At 71.8% G+C, this 16,703-nt stretch carries 10 protein-coding genes (1 of these 10 only partly in view); 4 read left to right on the forward strand and 6 right to left on the reverse strand.

From position 1 onward, the window contains the following. Positions 1-2: 2 nt before the first annotated feature. On the reverse strand, positions 3-989 hold the full coding sequence (locus JJ685_RS14200) for a Bug family tripartite tricarboxylate transporter substrate binding protein (RefSeq protein WP_201674922.1): 987 nt from the start codon (positions 987-989) through the stop codon (positions 3-5). A 103-nt stretch (positions 990-1,092) separates the two neighbouring features. On the opposite strand from JJ685_RS14200, the gene JJ685_RS14205 reads away from it, so the two are divergent. Then, positions 1,093-1,929 (forward strand): GntR family transcriptional regulator, encoded by an 837-nt coding sequence (locus JJ685_RS14205; RefSeq protein WP_201674923.1) that lies wholly within the window; start codon positions 1,093-1,095, stop codon positions 1,927-1,929. A 3-nt stretch (positions 1,930-1,932) separates the two neighbouring features. Here the strand turns inward: JJ685_RS14205 and JJ685_RS14210 are convergent, their stop codons facing one another. Both JJ685_RS14210 and JJ685_RS14215 read right to left on the reverse strand, forming a co-directional pair. Then, positions 1,933-3,747, reverse strand: coding sequence for an ABC transporter ATP-binding protein (locus JJ685_RS14210; RefSeq protein ID WP_201674924.1), 1,815 nt, complete (start codon positions 3,745-3,747; stop codon positions 1,933-1,935). Next, positions 3,737-5,479: an ABC transporter transmembrane domain-containing protein gene (locus tag JJ685_RS14215; RefSeq protein WP_201674925.1), complete on the reverse strand. Its 1,743-nt coding sequence runs from the start codon at positions 5,477-5,479 to the stop codon at positions 3,737-3,739. The genes JJ685_RS14210 and JJ685_RS14215 overlap by 11 nt, the downstream gene beginning before the upstream one ends. Positions 5,480-5,664: 185 nt before the next feature. Between JJ685_RS14215 and JJ685_RS14220 the strand changes: the two genes are divergently transcribed. Beyond that, positions 5,665-6,042 (forward strand): response regulator, encoded by a 378-nt coding sequence (locus tag JJ685_RS14220; RefSeq protein WP_201674926.1) that lies wholly within the window; start codon positions 5,665-5,667, stop codon positions 6,040-6,042. Here JJ685_RS14220 and JJ685_RS14225 read toward each other — a convergent pair. The 3 genes from JJ685_RS14225 to JJ685_RS14235 all read right to left on the reverse strand — a co-directional run bounded on the left by JJ685_RS14225 (position 6,039) and on the right by JJ685_RS14235 (position 10,571). Further along, complete coding sequence (locus tag JJ685_RS14225) at positions 6,039-8,768, reverse strand: response regulator (protein ID WP_201674927.1); 2,730 nt, start codon at positions 8,766-8,768, stop codon at positions 6,039-6,041. The genes JJ685_RS14220 and JJ685_RS14225 overlap by 4 nt on opposite strands. 32 nt (positions 8,769-8,800) lie before the next feature. Continuing rightward, positions 8,801-9,454: a response regulator transcription factor gene (locus tag JJ685_RS14230; RefSeq protein ID WP_201674928.1), complete on the reverse strand. Its 654-nt coding sequence runs from the start codon at positions 9,452-9,454 to the stop codon at positions 8,801-8,803. Positions 9,455-9,590: 136 nt separating this feature from the next. After that, positions 9,591-10,571, reverse strand: a complete 981-nt coding sequence (locus JJ685_RS14235; protein WP_201674929.1) for a hypothetical protein — start codon at positions 10,569-10,571, stop codon at positions 9,591-9,593. A gap of 515 nt (positions 10,572-11,086) precedes the next feature. Between JJ685_RS14235 and JJ685_RS14240 the strand changes: the two genes are divergently transcribed. Both JJ685_RS14240 and JJ685_RS14245 read left to right on the forward strand, forming a co-directional pair. Next, the gene (locus JJ685_RS14240; RefSeq protein ID WP_201674930.1) at positions 11,087-13,726 is read left to right on the forward strand and encodes an Ig-like domain-containing protein; all 2,640 of its coding nucleotides are present in this window, start codon (positions 11,087-11,089) and stop codon (positions 13,724-13,726) included. Positions 13,727-14,251: 525 nt separating this feature from the next. Then, positions 14,252-16,703, forward strand: the 5' portion of a protein-coding gene (locus JJ685_RS14245; protein ID WP_201674931.1) for an Ig-like domain-containing protein. The gene runs 197 nt beyond the window's last position; 2,452 of the gene's 2,649 nt are visible here — the first part of the coding sequence; the start codon lies at positions 14,252-14,254; the stop codon falls past the right edge of the window.

A 16,703-nucleotide genomic window follows, 5' to 3' on the forward strand; every position in this document is an offset into this window, starting at 1 on the left:
GTTCATTCGGCGACGGCGCCGGAGTCCTTGACGGCCTTGCCCCACTTGGGCACGTCGCTGGCCAGCAGCTTGGTGTAGTCGGCCGGCGAGGAGGCGACGACCTCCAGCCCCAGCTTCGCCAGCCGCTCCTGCACGTCGGGGCTGCGCAGCGTGGCGGTGATCTCGGTATTGAGCCTGGCCGCGACATCGGCGGGAATGCCGGCGGGCCCCAGGATCGCGAGCCAGTTGTCGGCCTCGAACGGGATGCCGACCTCGTTGAAGGTGGGCACGTCGGGCAGCGCCGGCGAACGCTTCGCGGACGCCACGCCGAGCGGCCGCGCCTTGCCGGCCTGCACGTGCGGCAGCGCGGTGTTGACGCTCACGGAGGTGAGCTGCACCTCGCCGGCCAGCAGCGCCTGCACCGCGGGGGCGCCGCCCTTGTAAGGGACGTGCACCATGTCGAGCCCGCCCGCGGCGGCCCGGAACAGCTCCAGGGTCAGGTGCGAGCCGTTGCCGGTGCCGGCCGAGGAGTAGGTCAGCTTGCCCGGCTGGCTCTTCGCCAGCGCCACGAACTCCTTCGCCGTCTTCGCCGGGAAGTTCGGCGGCACCAGCAGCAGCGAGGGGAAGGTGGCCGCCAGCGTGACCGGCGTGAAGTCCTTGAACACGTCGTACTGCAGGCGGTGGCCGTAGAGGGTGGGCGCGATCGCCTGGGTGCCGTTGTCGGCCACGACCAGCGTGTAGCCGTCGGGCGCCGACTTCGCGACGGAGGCGCAGGCGATGGTGCCGCCGGCGCCGGTGCGGTTCTCCACCACGACCTGCTGGCCGATGCGCTCGGACAGCTTCTGCGCGAGGATGCGGCCGAAGGCGTCGGAGTTGCCGCCCGCCGCGTGCGGGATCACGAGCTTGATCGGCTTGCTGGGGAAGCCCTGCGCGGCCGCCGCGAAAGGCAGCGTCGCGGCGAGCAGCGCGGCCAGCGCCTGCAGCGCGTGCCGCCGGGTGGGGTGGCCCATGGCTTGTCTCCTTGGAGGGGGCGACCGCGGGAAAGTCCCCGGATCGTCTTAGGAATAGGATGATGTCATCATAGGTCTATGACGATAAGATCGTCAACGCATCATGCCTTCGCGTAAACCCGCAGATTCCCCACCGCTGAGCCTCGCGCGCACGGGCACCTCGCTGCACCGGCAGGTGTTCCTGGTGCTGCGCGACCGCCTGCTGGGCGGCGTGTTCCAGCCGGGCCAGCAGCTGCCGCCCGAGCCGGCGCTGTGCCAGCAGTTCGGCGTCTCGCGCATCACGCTGCGGCGCGCCGTCAGCGACCTCGAGCGCGAAGGCCTGCTGGAGCGCGTGCAGGGCCGCGGCACCTACGTGCGGGTGCAGCCTGCGCGCGCCGCGGGGGCGCCGTCGGAGGGCTACATCGAGGATGTGCGGCATCTCGCCGCCGACACCAGCGTGAAGGTGCTGGAACTCGGCGACGTGCCGGCCACGGCCCGCGTCGCCGAGCGCCTGCGGATCCCGATGGGCGCGCCGGTGCAGCGCTCGGTGCGGGTGCGCGAGCGCCAGGGCCGGCCGCTGGTGCTGCTCACGGCATGGGTCCCGCTGCCGCTGGCAGCGAGCATCACGCGCGCCGAGCTCACCCGGCGCTCGCTGAACCAGCTGCTCGCGCAGCGCGGCGTGCGCGTGGGCCGGCTGGTGCAGGAGATCAGCGCCACGCTGGCCGATCCGCTGCAGGCCGAGCGGCTGCAGGTCGAGGTGGGCTCCGCCCTGATCGTGGTGGACCGGCTGGTGCACGACCAGGCCGGCCAGCCGGTGGAATTCGTCTGCATGCTGCTCTCACCGGAGCGTTCGCGCATGGTGTTCGACACGCCGGCGGAACTGGTGGAGCAGGTGAGCAGCGGGCGGCTGGTGCACGTGGAGCCGGAGGCGGCACCGCGCAGGCGCTCGGGCTCGCGCTGAGCGTCACTGCTGCGCTTCGTCCTCTTCCTCCAGCTGCTGCAACTGGTACAGCCGCTGGTAGATCCCGCCCTCCAGCGCCATCAGCTCCGCATGCGTGCCGAGTTCCGCGACGCGGCCGTGGTTCAGCACGACGATGCGGTCGGCGTCGCGCACGGTGGACAGACGGTGCGCGATCGCCACGACCGTCACCCGTCCGTGCAGCCGCGCCAGCGTGCGCTGCACCAGCTGCTCGGTCTCCGAATCGATGTGCGCCGTGGCCTCGTCGAGGAACAGGATGCGCGGCTCGCCCGCCAGCGCCCGCGCGATCGCGAGCAGCTGCTTCTGCCCCACCGACAGCCGCGCGCCGCCTTCGCCCAGCAGTGTGTCGTAGCCCTGTTCCAGCGCCGCGATGAATCCGTGCGCATGCGCCGCGCGTGCCGCCGCTTCCACCTGCGCGTCGGTGAGCGGCCGGCCCATGGCGATGTTCTCGCGCGCGCTGGCCGCCAGCAGGAAGGGCTCCTGCGGCACCATGCCCACGCTGGCGCGGAAGCTGTCCTCGGCGATGGCCTCCAGCGGCACGCCGTCGATGCGCACGTGCCCCGGCGCGGCATAGAAGCGCAGCAGCAGCGACAGCAGCGTGGTCTTGCCGCTGCCGGTGTGGCCGACGATGCCGTGGAAGCTGCCGGCGGGAATGCGCAGGGCGATGCCGTGCAGCACCGGCCGGCCCGGCTGGTAGGCGAAGGTCAGGCGCTCGATCGCGATCTCGCCCCGGCTCACGCGGCCCTGGTCGCGCGCGGCCGGCGCTTCCGTTTCGGCCAGCAGGGCGTGCACCCGCGACGCTCCGATCAGCGCCTGCTGCAGCTGCGAGAACTGCATGGTGATCTGGATCAGCGGCTCGATCACGCGCGAGATGTAGCTGATGAACGCGTAGACGATGCCGACCTCCAGCGCGCCGAGCGGGCCGCTGGAAGCGCGCTGCCCGAACACCCACAGGATAACCGCCAGCAGCCCCACGTTGAGGAAGTCCAGCACCGGCCGCAGCAGCCAGGCATTGGCGCGCAGCTCGCCCAGCCGCGACTGGTAGTGCCCTTCGTTGAGCGAGCCGAAGCGCTCCCGGAAGCGGGGCGCCGCATTGGCGGCCTGCAGCACCGCCATGCCCGCGATCGACTCGGCCACGTGCGCGTTCAGCTCGCTGCGCAGCTCGCGGCTGCGCGTCACCGCCGGCGCCGACAGGCGCTGGTACAGCACCACGATCAGCGTCACCGCCGGCACCAGCGCCGCCACGATCAGCATCAGCCGCCAGTCCAGCCACAGCATGGCGATCATCGCGCCGGCCAGCAGGATCAGGCTGTCCAGGATCACGAACAGCACCTGCACGTAGAGCGTCTTCACCGCCTCGGTGTCGTTGGTGACGCGGCTCACGAGCTGGCCCGTGATGGCGTGGTCGAAGAAGGCCATGGGCAGCCGCAGCACGTGCCGGTACACCTGCTCGCGCAGGCGCTGCACCGAACGCATCGCCACGCCGGCCAGCCGCACCAGCTGCAGGTAGCGCAGCCAGCTCGCGACGGCGCCGGCGAACAGCGCGCCGAGCAGCAGGCCCGCGATCCGCGGCAGGTCGGCGTCGCGCGGCAGCAGGTAGTTGTCGATCAGGTACTTGCCCGCCAGCGGCCCGAGCGCCTCGAGGCCGGCGGCGGCCAGCAGCCACAGCACGCCCTGCCAGAGGTGGCGGCGCTCCGGCAGGGCGGCGCGCAGCAGCAGCGAGGCGGCCTGCGCGGGGAAGCGCCTGCGGGGCGCGGGCGCGAGGCCCTCGCGCGGAGTGTCGACCGATTCAGCTGGCATCGAGGCTTGCCTGCAATTGCTGGTAGCGCCACTGGCGCGCGTACCAGCCGTGGCCCGCGGCCAGCGCCGCGTGCCCGCCCTGCTCCACGATGTGGCCGTCGCGCAGCACCACGACCTCGTCGGCGTCGACCACCGCGCTCAGCCGGTGGCTCACGATGACGACGGTGCGCCCGACCCGCGCCTTGCGCAGGTGGGCCAGGATGCGCGCCTCGGTCTCGGTGTCCACCGCCGACAGGGCGTCGTCCAGCAGCAGCAGCGGCGCGTCGGCCAGCAGCGCCCGCGCGATCGCGACCCGCTGGCGCTGCCCGCCGGACAGCGTCACGCCGCGCTCGCCCACCGGCGTGTCGTAGCCGCGCGGCAGCCGCAGGATGTCCTCGTGCACGGCGGCGAGCTGCGCGGCCCGCTCCACTTCGGCGCGGGTCGCGCCTGGCTTCGCCAGCGCGATGTTCTCGGCCACCGGGGCGGAGAAGAGGAAGGGCTCCTGCGGAACCCAGGCGATGCCGGCGCGCAGCGCGGCCAGCGTGTAGTCCGGCAGCGGCACCTCGTTCCAGCGCAGCTCGCCCGCATCGGGCGCGTGCTGGCGCAGCAGCAACTTCAGCAGCGTGGTCTTGCCCGCGCCGGTGGGGCCCACCAGCCCCAGCGTGCGGCCGGGCGGCAGCACGAGCGAGACGCGGTCCAGGGCGGCGCGCGCGCCGGGCGCGTAGCCGAAGCGCACCTCGCGGAAGGCGATCGCCCCGGGCTGCACCGAAGGGACCGTGCCGCGATCCTCCACGCCCAGGGGCGCATCCAGCACCGGCTGCAGCCGCGCCCAGGCCGCCTTGCCGCGTTCCAGCAGCGACAGCACCCAGCCCGCCGCGAACATCGGCCACACCAGCTGTCCCAGGTAGAGGCTGAAGCTGGTGAGCTGGCCGACCGTGAGCTCGCCGTGCCAGACCAGCCAGGTGCCCGCGCCCAGCACCAGCATGGTGGCGGCGGCGAAAGTGCAGCCCACCGCCGGCTCGTAGGCCGCCTCCCAGCGCTGCGCATCCAGGCTCGCGGCGGCGGCGCCGCCGGCCAGCGCGCCGAACTGCGCCTCGCTGCGGGCCTGCAGGCCCAGCGCGCGCACCGTGCGCACGCCGGCCAGCGTCTCCTGCACGTGGTCGTTGAGGGCGCCGAAGCGTTCCAGCGACAGGCGCGAGGCCGCGTGCACGTGGCGCGAGATGCGCCAGAAGCCCAGCGCCATGAAGGGGAAGGGCAGGATCGCGCAGGCGGCCAGCCGCCAGTCGACGCCCAGCGACATCATGCCGACGACCAGCACCAGCGTCAGCGTGCCGTCGAAGCCGGCCAGCATGGCCTCGCCCGCGGCCATCTCCACCGCGTCGACGTCGTTGGTCGCCAGCGCCATCAGGTTGCCGGTGCGGTGGTGCTGGTAGAACGCCGCGCCCTGCAGGGACAGGCGGGCATAGAGCCGCTCGCGCAGCTCCACGCCGATCCGGTAGGCGGCGGCATACAGCCGCAGCCGCCAGCCCACGCGCAGGAAGTACACCACCGCGCCGGCGGCGAGCAGCCAGGCCAGTTCGCGCAGCAGCGCGCCGTGCGCGAGCTGGCCGGCCACGAGGCCGTCCACCACGTGGCCGATCTGGCGCGGGATCCACACGATCAACAGGGCGATGCCGACCAGCATCACGGCCGAAGCCGCATAGGCGGCGCGGTGGCGCAGCACGAAGCGGGCGACCAGTCGGTAGAGGGACATGCCAAGGGGCGCCCTTTGCGGGCGCGGACGAAAAGCGCGATTCTTGCGCAGGACGCAAGGCCCTGCAGGCCGTGGATGGCCCGACGCCGCGCCGCCCGCCTGTAGGTCGGGCGCGGGTCTTGCGAACCGACCAGCCTGCGCTGCCGCACAATGGTCCAAAAGATGGCGAAAGACGGAGACGCGGTATGACGCTGCGTGTGTTGCTGGTGGACGACCTGATCAGCATGCACTCGCTCATGCGCGACCTGTTCGCGGCGGTGGGCGGGGTGCAGCTGGTCGCCACGGCGAGCAACGAGGGCGAGGCGAAGCTCTGGCTGGAAGACCATCCCGCCGCCTGGGATGTCGCCGTGCTGGACCTCGTGCTGCAGGAAGGCTCCGGCATGGGCGTGATCGGCCCGTGCAAGGTGCACCACCCGGCGGGGCGGGTGGCCGTGTTCAGCAGCTACGTCACGCCGGTGATCCGGCAGCATTGCATCAACCTGGGCGCCGACGCGGTGTTCGGCAAGGACGAATCCGCGCAGTTCATCACCTGGCTGCACGGGCTCGCCGACAGCGGCTCCTAACGCTGCGCGCTGTCCGTCGGCCGGTACTCGACGCGCAGGCGGTCCAGGTGCTCGCGCAGGGCGCGCACGCCCTCCTCCAGTTCGTCCAGGGAGGCGCCCGGCGCGCCGTATTCCAGGATCCGGCTCTGGCGCGCCGCCCAGTGCAGGCCCATGGCGCCGAGCGCGCCGTAGGCACGGTGGGCCAGGAAGCGCAGTTCCTCGCGCCTGCCGTCCGACACCGCACCGGCCATGGCCTCGGCGCTTTCGCGCTGCAGTTGCAGGAAGCCGGGGAAGACCTCCGCCCATTCCGCGTCGATCACGACCTGCTCGTCGTCGGCGCGCGGGGCGCCGTGCGTCTCCAGCGCGCCGGCGGGCTGGAACAGGTCGGCCTGCGCGCCGGGCCGCGACGCCGCCTCCAGCTCGCGCACGACGGCCAGCAGCCGCTCGCGGCTCACGGGCTTGACCAGGAAGCGGTCGGCGCCCGATTGCAGCGCCCGCGCGGCGGAGCCCTCGTCGTCGTTGCCGGACATCATGATGACGCGGCAGCGCGGGCGTTGCCGGGTGGCCTCCTGCTCGCGCGCCCAGCGCACGGTGTCGATGCCGCCGCGCAGCGGCATTTCCATGTCCAGCAAGAGGTAGTGCGGCCAGCGCCGGCCCATGGCCTCGGTCGCGGCGTGCCCGTTGCTGGCCGTCGTCACGTGGAAGGGCGGGCTGGGCAGCATGCGGCTGGTGACCAGGCGCGTGAACTCGTCGTCGTCCACCAGCAGCACGTCGCGCGCGGGCAGGGCGCGCAGCCAGTCGTCCTGCGGGTTTTCGGCCGCCGCGGCCGCGGCCGGCGCGGGCAGCGCGCCCTTGAGCGCCGGCAGGGTGAGGGTCAGCGTGGTGCCGCCGTAGCCCGTGTCCATGCGCAGCTCGCCCTGCTGCGCGCGCGCCATCAGGCGGGCCGAGTAGGTGCCCAGGCCGGTGCCGCCGCTCTTGCGGCCGGTCACGTACTTGTCGAAGAAGCGGCCGGCGATCTCGGGCGGCACTTCGCCGGGGTTCTGCACCGTCAGCACCACCCGGTCGCCGTCGCGCAGCGAAACCGTCACCTGCCGGTCCGCTCCGGCCGCCTCGATCGCGTTCTTCACCAGGTTGGCGACGATCGAGTAGCACAGGAGCTCCTCGCCGCGCACGTGCGCCGCGGCGACTTCCGGGCTGGCCCAGTGCAGCGCCACCCGGTGCGCCTCCGCGTAGGCATGCAGGTCGACCAGCACGCGCGAGACCACCTCGCGCAGGTTGACCACCTGCGGCCGCAGCTCGTAGCTGCCGGTCTCCATGCGGAACAGCCCGAGCGACAGGTTCACCATCTCCAGCATGCGCAGGCCGGCCCGCTGCAGGACCCCGACCAGCTCCTGCTGGTCGGGCGCGAGGCGGCCGTCGTCGTGCAGCAGGCGGGCCGCCCCGAGGATGCTGTTCAGGGGCGTCTTCAGGTCGTGGCGCGAGATGCGCTCCACGTCCTCGCGCAGGCGCGCGTTCTCTTCCAGCGTGCGGCTGCGCTCCTCCGCGTTGAGCGCCGCGCTCATGCGGCGCGCGATCACGACCGCCGGCGACAGCAGGAACAGGGCGAAGCCGAAGGTCACGAACTTGCGGTCGGGGCTGGGGGAGTCGATCAGCAGCAGGTCCAGCGCCTGCGCCGCCAGCACCGCCAGCATGCCGGCCAGCAGCACCCGCGCGTCGGTGCCGCCCTGCCGCGCCGAGCGCAGCATCGCGACGGCGAGGTAGACGCCGACCGCCACGGCGATCGCCTGCCCCGGCAGCACGAGGTGGGAGTAGACCGCGGGCGGCAGCACCAGCACCGCGCCGGCGGCCAGTCCCAGCAGCGTCAGCACCACGCGCACGACCCGCAGCGCGATCTCGGTGGGGAAGAGGCCGCGCAACGTCAGCAGGAACAGCGCCATCGCCGCCAGCCACGACAGGTACTCGGCGCGCATGTAGGCGGACCAGGCGATCTGCGCCGGCAGCGGCCGCAGGAACAGGCGCTCGCCGATCATGTCGGTGTACACCGCCATCGCCAGGCAGAACAGCCCGAAGGCGAGAGGGATGCGCTCGCGCCGGCGCGCCACGAAGAAGATCAGCGCCACGGCGCCCGTGAGCAGGTAGGCCGCCAGCAGCGCCGCGTGCTGCGCGATCCGCGCCTCGCGCGCGCGGTCCAGCACGTCGGCGGGCGCCGCCCACAGCGGCCGCACGAAGCCGCCGGCCCGGTGGTCGAAGTTGGAGACGTGCAGCGTCAGGCGCAGCGGGCAGGCGAATTCGCGCGTGACGGGGACCCGGTCGTGCACGGCCGCCCAGCTCTCCAGCGCGGACGGCCCGGGCCGCCCGTGCCTCGCCACCTCGATGCCGTTGATGAACAGGCGCGAGGCGGTGCGCTGGCCCGTCGCTTCCACGGCCAGGTATTCGCCGGCGGGACAGTTCACCTCCAGGACGTAGCTGCCCCACCCGTCCTGGCCGGAGGGCTTTCCGGCGATGCCGTTCCAGCTCGATGGCACCGGCGCGAAGCCGCCGGTGGGCAGCCGCTCCCAGTCGGGATCGACGAAGCGTTCCCACGCGAAGCCCCATTGCCCCTCCAGCGCGACGGGGCGTTGCAGCTTCGCCGGCAGCTCCAGCACGCCCTGCACGGCCTGCGGCGGACGCGCCTGCGCGCCTGCGGCCGGCAGCAGGACCAGCGCCAGTCCGAGCAGGCAGGTGACGAATCGGGAGGTCCGGCGCATGACGGCAGTTTAGAACCGCCGCGACCCGCTGTTCAGGGCTTGATCAGCCCTTTGCGCACCGCGTAACGGGTGAGGCTGGCGACGTCGCGCAATTCCAGCCGCTCCATGATGCGGCCGCGGTGGACGTCCACCGTCTTGGAACTGAGTCCCAGGTCGTAGGCGATTTCCTTGGACGACATTCCGCTGGCCAGCCGCACCAGGATCTCGATCTGCCGTTCGGTGAGGCCGTCGTCGGAGGCGGTTTCCTCCGGGTGCAGCAGCAGCCGGGCGACGGTGCCGCTGAAGTAGCTCCCGGTGGAGGCCACGGCGCGGACGGCCTGCTCCAGTTCCTGCGGCGCCGAATCCTTCATCAGGTAGCCGCTGGCGCCGCTGGCCACGGCGCGCCGCACGAAATCCAGGGTGTCGTACATGGACAGCACCAGCACGCGCAGGTCCGGGTACTGCTCGTGGATGCGGGCGATGGCCGCGAGTCCGTCCAGGCCGGGCATCGCCAGGTCCGTCAGCACCACGTCCGGCTTGCAGCGCGCGAGCACCGCCAGCAGTTCCTCGCCGTCGCGGGCCTCGTCGATCACCTGCACATCCGGCATCAGCTGCAGCAGCGCCTTGATGCCGCCCCGCACGATGTCGTGGTCGTCGGCCAGCACCACGCTGATGCGCCGTCCGGTGACGGAGGTGTGGATTTGCATGCTCGCTCCCTGGCCCGCCTGACGCGGTGCAGTGAAGCATACTGAATGCAACCCGGCCATGAGGCAGGGGAAACGTGCGATCCCGGCGCCGCCGCTTGGCTGCGGGGCTCGCCGCGGATGACGAGGCGTCAGCGCCTCAGGGCCGCCATTCCAATGGTGCGGGCATGGTTGCTTCCGGGCCGCCGCTGGGGCCGGCCGGGAACATCGAATTGCGCAGTTCGCTGGCCGTGACCGCCTCGCGCGAGCCCCCGCCCCCGCCGCCGCGCGCCGCGCGCTCGGGGTTGCAGGTGATGCTGCCGGCGAAGTACAGGACGGTCAGCACCGCAGCGAGCTCCTGCTCCGACAGGCCGACGGCCTGCTGCAGCTCGGCGAAGGTCCGGGGCGCCGCCGCCAGGTCGGCCAGCACCGCGTAGTGCCGGTTCTGCACCAGCCGCTGCGGGACCCGCGGCACGCAGCGGAAATAGAGGGGCGCCGTGCGGTACCGCTGCGGCAGCAGGTCGGTGGGCACCCGGCTGGCATGGAGCCACAGGCACTCCGCGAAGCTGGTGGGCAGGAACCACTTGGGGAAGTCGTTCGCGCCGGCCGGGCGCGCCACCCAGCGCGCCTCCGCCAGGGCCTCCGGGTCGGTGCTCAGCTCGATCCCGATGCGGCCCGGCACGCTCACCACCGCCACCAGCTTCTCCTTCAGCATCACGTGGTAGGTGTGGGCGGTGAGGGTGGTCATGCGCGTCGCGATCTGGTGCGCCATGCCGAGCTGCAGCAGCACCGCGCGCAGGGACTGCTCCGTGCGGCGCAGCGACTGGTCTACGCTGGCCGGCGAGCGCAGGTCGACGCGCTCGACCGCGTGCAGCCGGTCGTCCGCGATCGGCGCGGTGAAGGCGATCGGGCGCTCCAGGGTGTTCAGGTGCAGCACGACGGCCGCCTTGCCGTCGCCGTTCCACACCCGCACCAGGCTGTCCGCCTCCATCCGGGCGGACGGGCCCGCCACCCACAGCGCGTCGGCCTCGTCGAGCGGGGCCGCTTCCCACGCGGGCGAAGTGCGGGCGCGCAGCAGCGTCTGGGGAAAGGCCGCGTCGGGAAAGCCGACCAGGGCCATGCGCAGGCGGGGCAGGTGCATGGGCGAATTGTGAGGAACTGTGTCGGCGCGGGCAAGGCGAGGGCCTGCCGTGCCGGGAGGCGCGTGGTTGTCCGTGGTCAAGAAAGCGCACCGGTTTCCCCGCTGCCGGGTGAATTTCCACGGCACTTTCCCGGAACCAAAGTGCCCCGCCGCGCGGGTCGCAAAGCCACTCGGGTGCGCATTCTCGCACGTGCCCGATCCCCTGGTCGGGTGCCGCAAAAGGGCTCACCCGCCCCACGGCACCTTGGGTTCATCCGCGGAGGCGGCTGTCAGGTGGGCGTCAGAAGAAGTGTCGGCCCGGGCATTGCTACTACCAAAGTACACGCAACAAAGCGGACGGGGCTGTTCGGTGAGGCAGGCCCGCCGCGCGGACCGGTTTCGGCCAGGTCTTCTTCCGACTGCACCGGAACACCCTCGGCGATCTCGCGGAGCCGAAGGGAATCGGCCATACGCGAGGACCCCCCCGAAGCGGGCAGGCGGCACCCGGCCTGGCCCGTTGAGGTTCTCCGTTTCACATGACCCGCAAAATCATGACACCAAAGCGCAATGTGATCGCGGCGGCCGCAGCCCTGGCCATCATCGCCGCAACCCCCGCCCATGCCGCCCTGCAACGCATGGGTCCCATCGACAAGTCTCCCACCGTCGGCGGCTTCCCGGCCTGGTTCCAGGACAGCACCGGCATCACCATGGACTTCTGCGATCCGACGAACCAGGCCGAACTCAACGGCGGCTGGTGCGTCCTGATCCCGCCCGGCCCCGTCGTCCCCGAGTCGTTCCCGACCAACTTCTTCAACGAGCACTTCTACTACCGGGCCGACAACGGCTTGAAGGATCCATCCAACGGCTTCAAGGCCCGCCTGATCATCGCCCTCGAGGCGGCGTTCGCGAACAACGACGTGATCGACGGCGACCAGATGACGTTCGGCCGCGTGCGGGTGTTCATGCCCGGCCTGCCTTTCGACGGCGACTACCGCGTCATCACGCCGTATTCGGACACCACCTACCTGGGCAAGAAGGCGGGCGACCGGATCTTCGAGACGACCGACATCGGCATCGCCTGCGTCAACACCTTCGCGTGCACGCTGGAGACGGTGATCGGCCCGTACCTGCTGCCCTCGGCAGTGGCCGGTGGCGGCGAGGTGCCCCCCATGCCCGACCTGAAGACGGCGCCTCCCGGCACCGACCCCTTCTACGACCAGGCCGTCGCCCTCGGGGCGACCACGGCCGACCCCGGCACCGGCAAGAAGTACGTGGCCGACCCGGCGCGCGTCGGCCCGGTGACCGGCAGCCCGCTGCCGCCCTTCACGGCCTTCAACATCGACGGGACCTCGACCCTGCGCAACCACAACACCTTCCGTGTCGAGGTGCGCGTTCCGACGCCCAACCATGACGGCATGGTGTTCTACACGCTGGACGGCGAGACCAACTTCACCGTGGCCGGCCGGCTCGTGACCGGCGCGATCCCGGGCGAGGTCGTCGACATGCGCGGCACCTACGAGGCGAACGCGCTCGGCAACGTGACGGAACTCGACGCGTATGCGAGCGCGTTGCCGGGCGTGAACGCGCGCGTGCCCGCGCAGGCGATCGTCCCGCCGGTGACCCCGATCCTGCAGTTCTACGATGTGCCTTGCGGCGGGGCGATCGGCACCGATCCCTTGACCGGCCTGCCCATCGTGAACCCGCCGCCCTACACGGCGCCCGCCGGCGCGATCGCGCACGGCATGTCCTCCAGCGACACCGACTACTGGGGCCAGAGCCAGCCGGGCGGCCTCCCGCCCAGCCACCTGTGCATCGTGGACACCACGGCCCGCAACGCGGCCGGCCAGGTCGTGCCCGTGTACCACCTGCAGAAGGTGACCGACGACGTGCAGGTCACGCTGGCGGGGTACAACGGCCCGGGCAACGGCACGCTGACGGTGAATGCGACGTCCAGCGACCCGACCGCGGTTCTGACGCTCGCCGGCTACGGCCCCGCTCCCGCGGCCACGCCCGGCACTTCCGTCGGCCGCGGCGCGGGCACCGGCCTGCAGCTGGTGGCGGGCGCCGCCACCGTGTCGGCACTGCTGGCGCCGCCGTCGAAGGTGCAGGTCGTGTCGAACAAGGGCGGCGGCGACCTGCGCACCACCGACCCCGCGCTCGGCACCGCCGTGCTGGTGGGCGTGCCGGTGGCGGCGGACGACACCGTCACCATGTTCGAGGACTGCTCGGCGACCGCGGCGACCTCCTGCGCCACGCCGCTGCAGTTCGACCTGCTCGCCAACGACTCGGTGCTGTTCAACGGCGTGAATACGAACCTGCGCGCCCTGGTGACCAGCGGCGCCGCCATCGTGACGGTGACCGCGACGGCGCCGCGCATCGGCACGGCGACGGTGACGGCCGACGGCCGGGTGACCTACACGCCCAACCCGAACGCCAACGGGCTCGACCAGATCCTGTACACCGTCACGGTGGATGGCCGCGTGTCGAACCAGGCCGCGCTGGCGATCAATGTCACGCCCGTGAACGACCTGCCGGTGGCCGGCAACACCACCGTCGGCGCCGTGGTCGCGAAGACCAACATTGCCAACCTGATCGCGAGTTCCACCGACCCGGACGGCAACACCGACGTGCGCGATGCCGTGATCGTCACCTGGCCGGCCCAGCTCGGACCGCAGCCGCTGCCCGCGAACGGCGTCGTCAACTACACGCCGACGTCGACCGGCAACTTCACCGTGACCTACCGTGCCAAGGACGCGGCCGGCGCCCTGTCGGCCAACCTCGGCACCGGCACGCTCACGGTGATCGCGGCCGAGACGATCGCCTACACCAAGCAGCAATTCACGGCCCCCGCCGGCGGCGCCGCGAACGCCCGCTGGACGGTGAGCGGCACCGACACCGTCCGCGAGGGCCAGACGCTGACGATCGCCTACGCGAACGGCACGATCCGTTCCACCGGCCAGGTGTGCAACGGCACGGCGGCCGTCCCGGCCTGCGTGGTCGGCACCGCGGTGGTGGACGGCACCGGGGCCTGGCTGTTCGACCGGGTCTTCGCGCCGGGAGGCGCCACGGATCCGAAGGACGCGACGTTCTGGTCCACCGGGCCGACGAACATCCGGACGTTCTCGAGCAATCCCGTGCTCGGTGGCGCCCAGACGATCGGCATCGTGTTCAAGTAAGCCGCCTTTGCCAAGTGAACGAGGCCGCCCCGCTCCCGCGGGGCGGCCTCGGTGCTTCTGGAACGCGAAACGTCCACACCGGTCGGCGCGGCCCTGTTGCGATCGGAACCCTGCCGATTCCCCGCTCGTGGGGCCAATTTCCCCGGAACTTTCCCGGCACCAAGGTGCCTGCGCGCCGCGCTCGAAAACCACTCGGACGCACGGGTGCCCGATGGCGGGTCCCCCGGAAAGAAGCTCGCGCGTCGCGCGGCACCTTGGTGCCCACTCCCGGAAACAGAAGTCAGCTCGAGGTCAGAAGTGGTACTGGTCTGCGTCTTGCTGTTACTTAAGTACACGCAATGACGCGGACGGGGCCTGCACCGGTGAGGCGGGCCCTGCCGCGCGGACCGGTTCCGGCCAGGCCTCCCCGGCGGCCCAGGAACACCCCCCGGCGGGCTTCGCGGCGCCGGGGCGGGGCCATGCCGCGAAAGATCCGTAACGGGCAGGCAACACCCGGCCAGGCCCGTCGAGCACCCACCCCCTCACATGAACGCCAAAACCATGACTCCCAAGCGCAATGTGCTCGCGGCGGCCGCAGCCCTCGCCATCGCCGCCGCAACCCCTGCCCACGCGGTCCTCACCCGCATGGGCCCGATCGACACGGCCCCCTCCGTCGGCGGCTATCCCGCCTGGTTCCAGGACGGCACGGGCATCACCATGGAGTTCTGCGACATCAAGTCGCAAGCCGAACTCGATGGCGGCTGGTGCGTCCTGATCCCGCCCGGTCCGGTGTTCCCGGAAGTGTTCCCGAACAACTACTTCGACGAACACTTCTACTACATCGCCGACAACGGCATGCTGGATCCGAACACGGGCTTCCGGGCGCGCCTGACCGTCGCGCTCGAGGCCGCCTTCGCGAACGGCGCCCCGGCCGACGGCGACCAGATGACGTTCGGCCGCATCCGCGTGTTCATCCCGAAACTGCCGGTCGACGGCGACTATCGCGTCGTCACGCCCTATTCGGACACCACCTACATCAACCAGAAAGCCGGCGACCGGATTTTCGAGACGACCGACGTCGGCGTGGCCTGCATCAACACCTTCGAGTGCACGCTGGGCACCCAGATCGGCCCCTTCCTGCTGCCTTCCGTGGCGGCCGGCGGCGCCGAAGTGCCCCCCATGCCCGACCTGGCTGCCGCGCCGGCCGGCACCGACCCGTGGTTCGACTCCGCCGTGGCGGCGGGCGCCGCCCCGACGGCCAACCCGGGCACCGGCAAGAAGTACCTCGCCGATCCCGCCCGCGTCGGCACCGTGACGGGCAGCCCGCTGCCGCCCTTCACCGCCTTCGAACCGGACGGCACCTCCTCGCTGCGGAACCACAACACCTTCCGCATCGAGATCCGCCACCCGCAGGCGGACCACAACGGACCGGTGGCCTTCACCATGGACGGCGAGACCAACTTCGTGGTCTCCGGCCGCCTGATGACGGGCACCATCCCCGGCGAGGTCGTGGGCGCCCGCGGCACCTACCACGCCGACGCTCTGGGCCAGGTGACGGACCTCGACGCCTTCGCCACCGCGCTGCCCACCGTGAACGCGCGCCTGCCCGCGGGCCCGCAACTCGCGGCCGTGACGCCCATCCTGCAGTTCTACGACGTGCCCTGCGGTGGCGCGATCAGCGTCAACCCCGTCACGGGCCTGAACGTGGTCAACCCCGGCCCGTACGCGGCACCCGTCGGCGCCATCGCCCACCCGATGGCCGTGAACGGCACCGACTACTGGGGCCAGAGCCAGCCCGGCGGCCTGCCGCCCAGCCACCTGTGCATCGTGGACACCACCGCCCGCAACACCGCCGGCCAGGTCGTCCCCGCCTACTTCCTGCAGCAGGTGACCGACGACGTGCAGATTTCGCTGTCCAGCTACAACGGCCCGAGCAACGGCACGCTGACGGTCAACGCCGCCTCGAGCGATCCGACCGCCGTGCTGACGCTGACCGGCTACGGCCCCGCCGGAGTGGGGACGCCCGGCGTGTCCGTCGGCCGCGGCGCCGGCACCGGCCTCGTGCTCGCAGGTGGCGCCGCCACGGTGTCTGCCATCACCGCCCCGCCCTCCAAGGTGCAGGTTGTCTCCAACAAGGGTGGCGGCGATGTGCGCAACACCGATGCCGCCCTCGGCGCCGCCGTGCTGGTGGGCGTCCCGGTGGCGAACAACGACCTGGTCACGCTGAACGAGGACTGCTCGGCCACCCCGGCGACCTCCTGCGCCGCGCCCGTGCACATCGACCTGCTCGCCAACGACACCGTGCTGCTGAACGGCGTGCAGACGAACCTCCGCACCGCGGCCAGCGCCGGCACCGCCGTCACGGTGACTGTGAACCAGCTCCCGCGCCTGGGTGCTGCAGTCGTCACCGCCGACGGCAACGTGACGTACACGCCGAACCCGAACGCCAACGGCCAGGACAACCTCCTGTACACCGTCTCGGTGAACGGCCGTCCGTCCAACCAGGCGTCGCTGGCGCTGAACATCACGCCGGTCAACGACCTGCCGGTGGCGGGCAACACCACGATCAGCGCCGTCAACGGCCGCGCGAACGTGCTGAACCTGCTGGCGACCTCCAGCGACCCGGATGGCGCGGCCGACCTGGCCAACGCCTCCATCGTGACGTGGCCCGCGCAGCTCGGCCCGCAGCCGATCCCGGTCAACGGCGTGATCACCTACACGCCCACGGCCACCGGCAACTTCGCCATCACCTTCAAGGCGGTGGACAAGGCCGGCGCGCTGTCCGCCAACAACGGGACGGCGACGGCCACGGTGATCGCGGCCGAGACCATCGCCTATACCAAGCAGCAGTTCACGGCGGCCGGCAACGTCGGGGGCAACGCCAGCACCCGCTGGACGGTGACGGGCACGGACACGGTGCGCGAGTTCCAGACCCTGACCATCGCCTACGCCGACGGCGTGATCCGCTCCACGGGGCAGGTCTGCAACGGCACGGCGG

It is taken from the genome of Ramlibacter monticola (assembly GCF_016722785.1).
Taxonomy (GTDB): domain Bacteria; phylum Pseudomonadota; class Gammaproteobacteria; order Burkholderiales; family Burkholderiaceae_C; genus Ramlibacter; species Ramlibacter monticola.

Coding starts and splice junctions, on each gene's coding strand:
- JJ685_RS14225 (WP_201674927.1), bottom strand. CDS start 8,768: ATGCGCCGGACCTCCCGATTCGTCACCTGCCTGCTCGGACTGGCGCTG.
- JJ685_RS14200 (WP_201674922.1), bottom strand. CDS start 989: ATGGGCCACCCCACCCGGCGGCACGCGCTGCAGGCGCTGGCCGCGCTG.
- JJ685_RS14215 (WP_201674925.1), bottom strand. CDS start 5,479: ATGTCCCTCTACCGACTGGTCGCCCGCTTCGTGCTGCGCCACCGCGCC.
- JJ685_RS14220 (WP_201674926.1), top strand. CDS start 5,665: ATGACGCTGCGTGTGTTGCTGGTGGACGACCTGATCAGCATGCACTCG.
- JJ685_RS14205 (WP_201674923.1), top strand. CDS start 1,093: ATGCCTTCGCGTAAACCCGCAGATTCCCCACCGCTGAGCCTCGCGCGC.
- JJ685_RS14230 (WP_201674928.1), bottom strand. CDS start 9,454: ATGCAAATCCACACCTCCGTCACCGGACGGCGCATCAGCGTGGTGCTG.
- JJ685_RS14240 (WP_201674930.1), top strand. CDS start 11,087: ATGACCCGCAAAATCATGACACCAAAGCGCAATGTGATCGCGGCGGCC.
- JJ685_RS14210 (WP_201674924.1), bottom strand. CDS start 3,747: ATGCCAGCTGAATCGGTCGACACTCCGCGCGAGGGCCTCGCGCCCGCG.
- JJ685_RS14235 (WP_201674929.1), bottom strand. CDS start 10,571: ATGCACCTGCCCCGCCTGCGCATGGCCCTGGTCGGCTTTCCCGACGCG.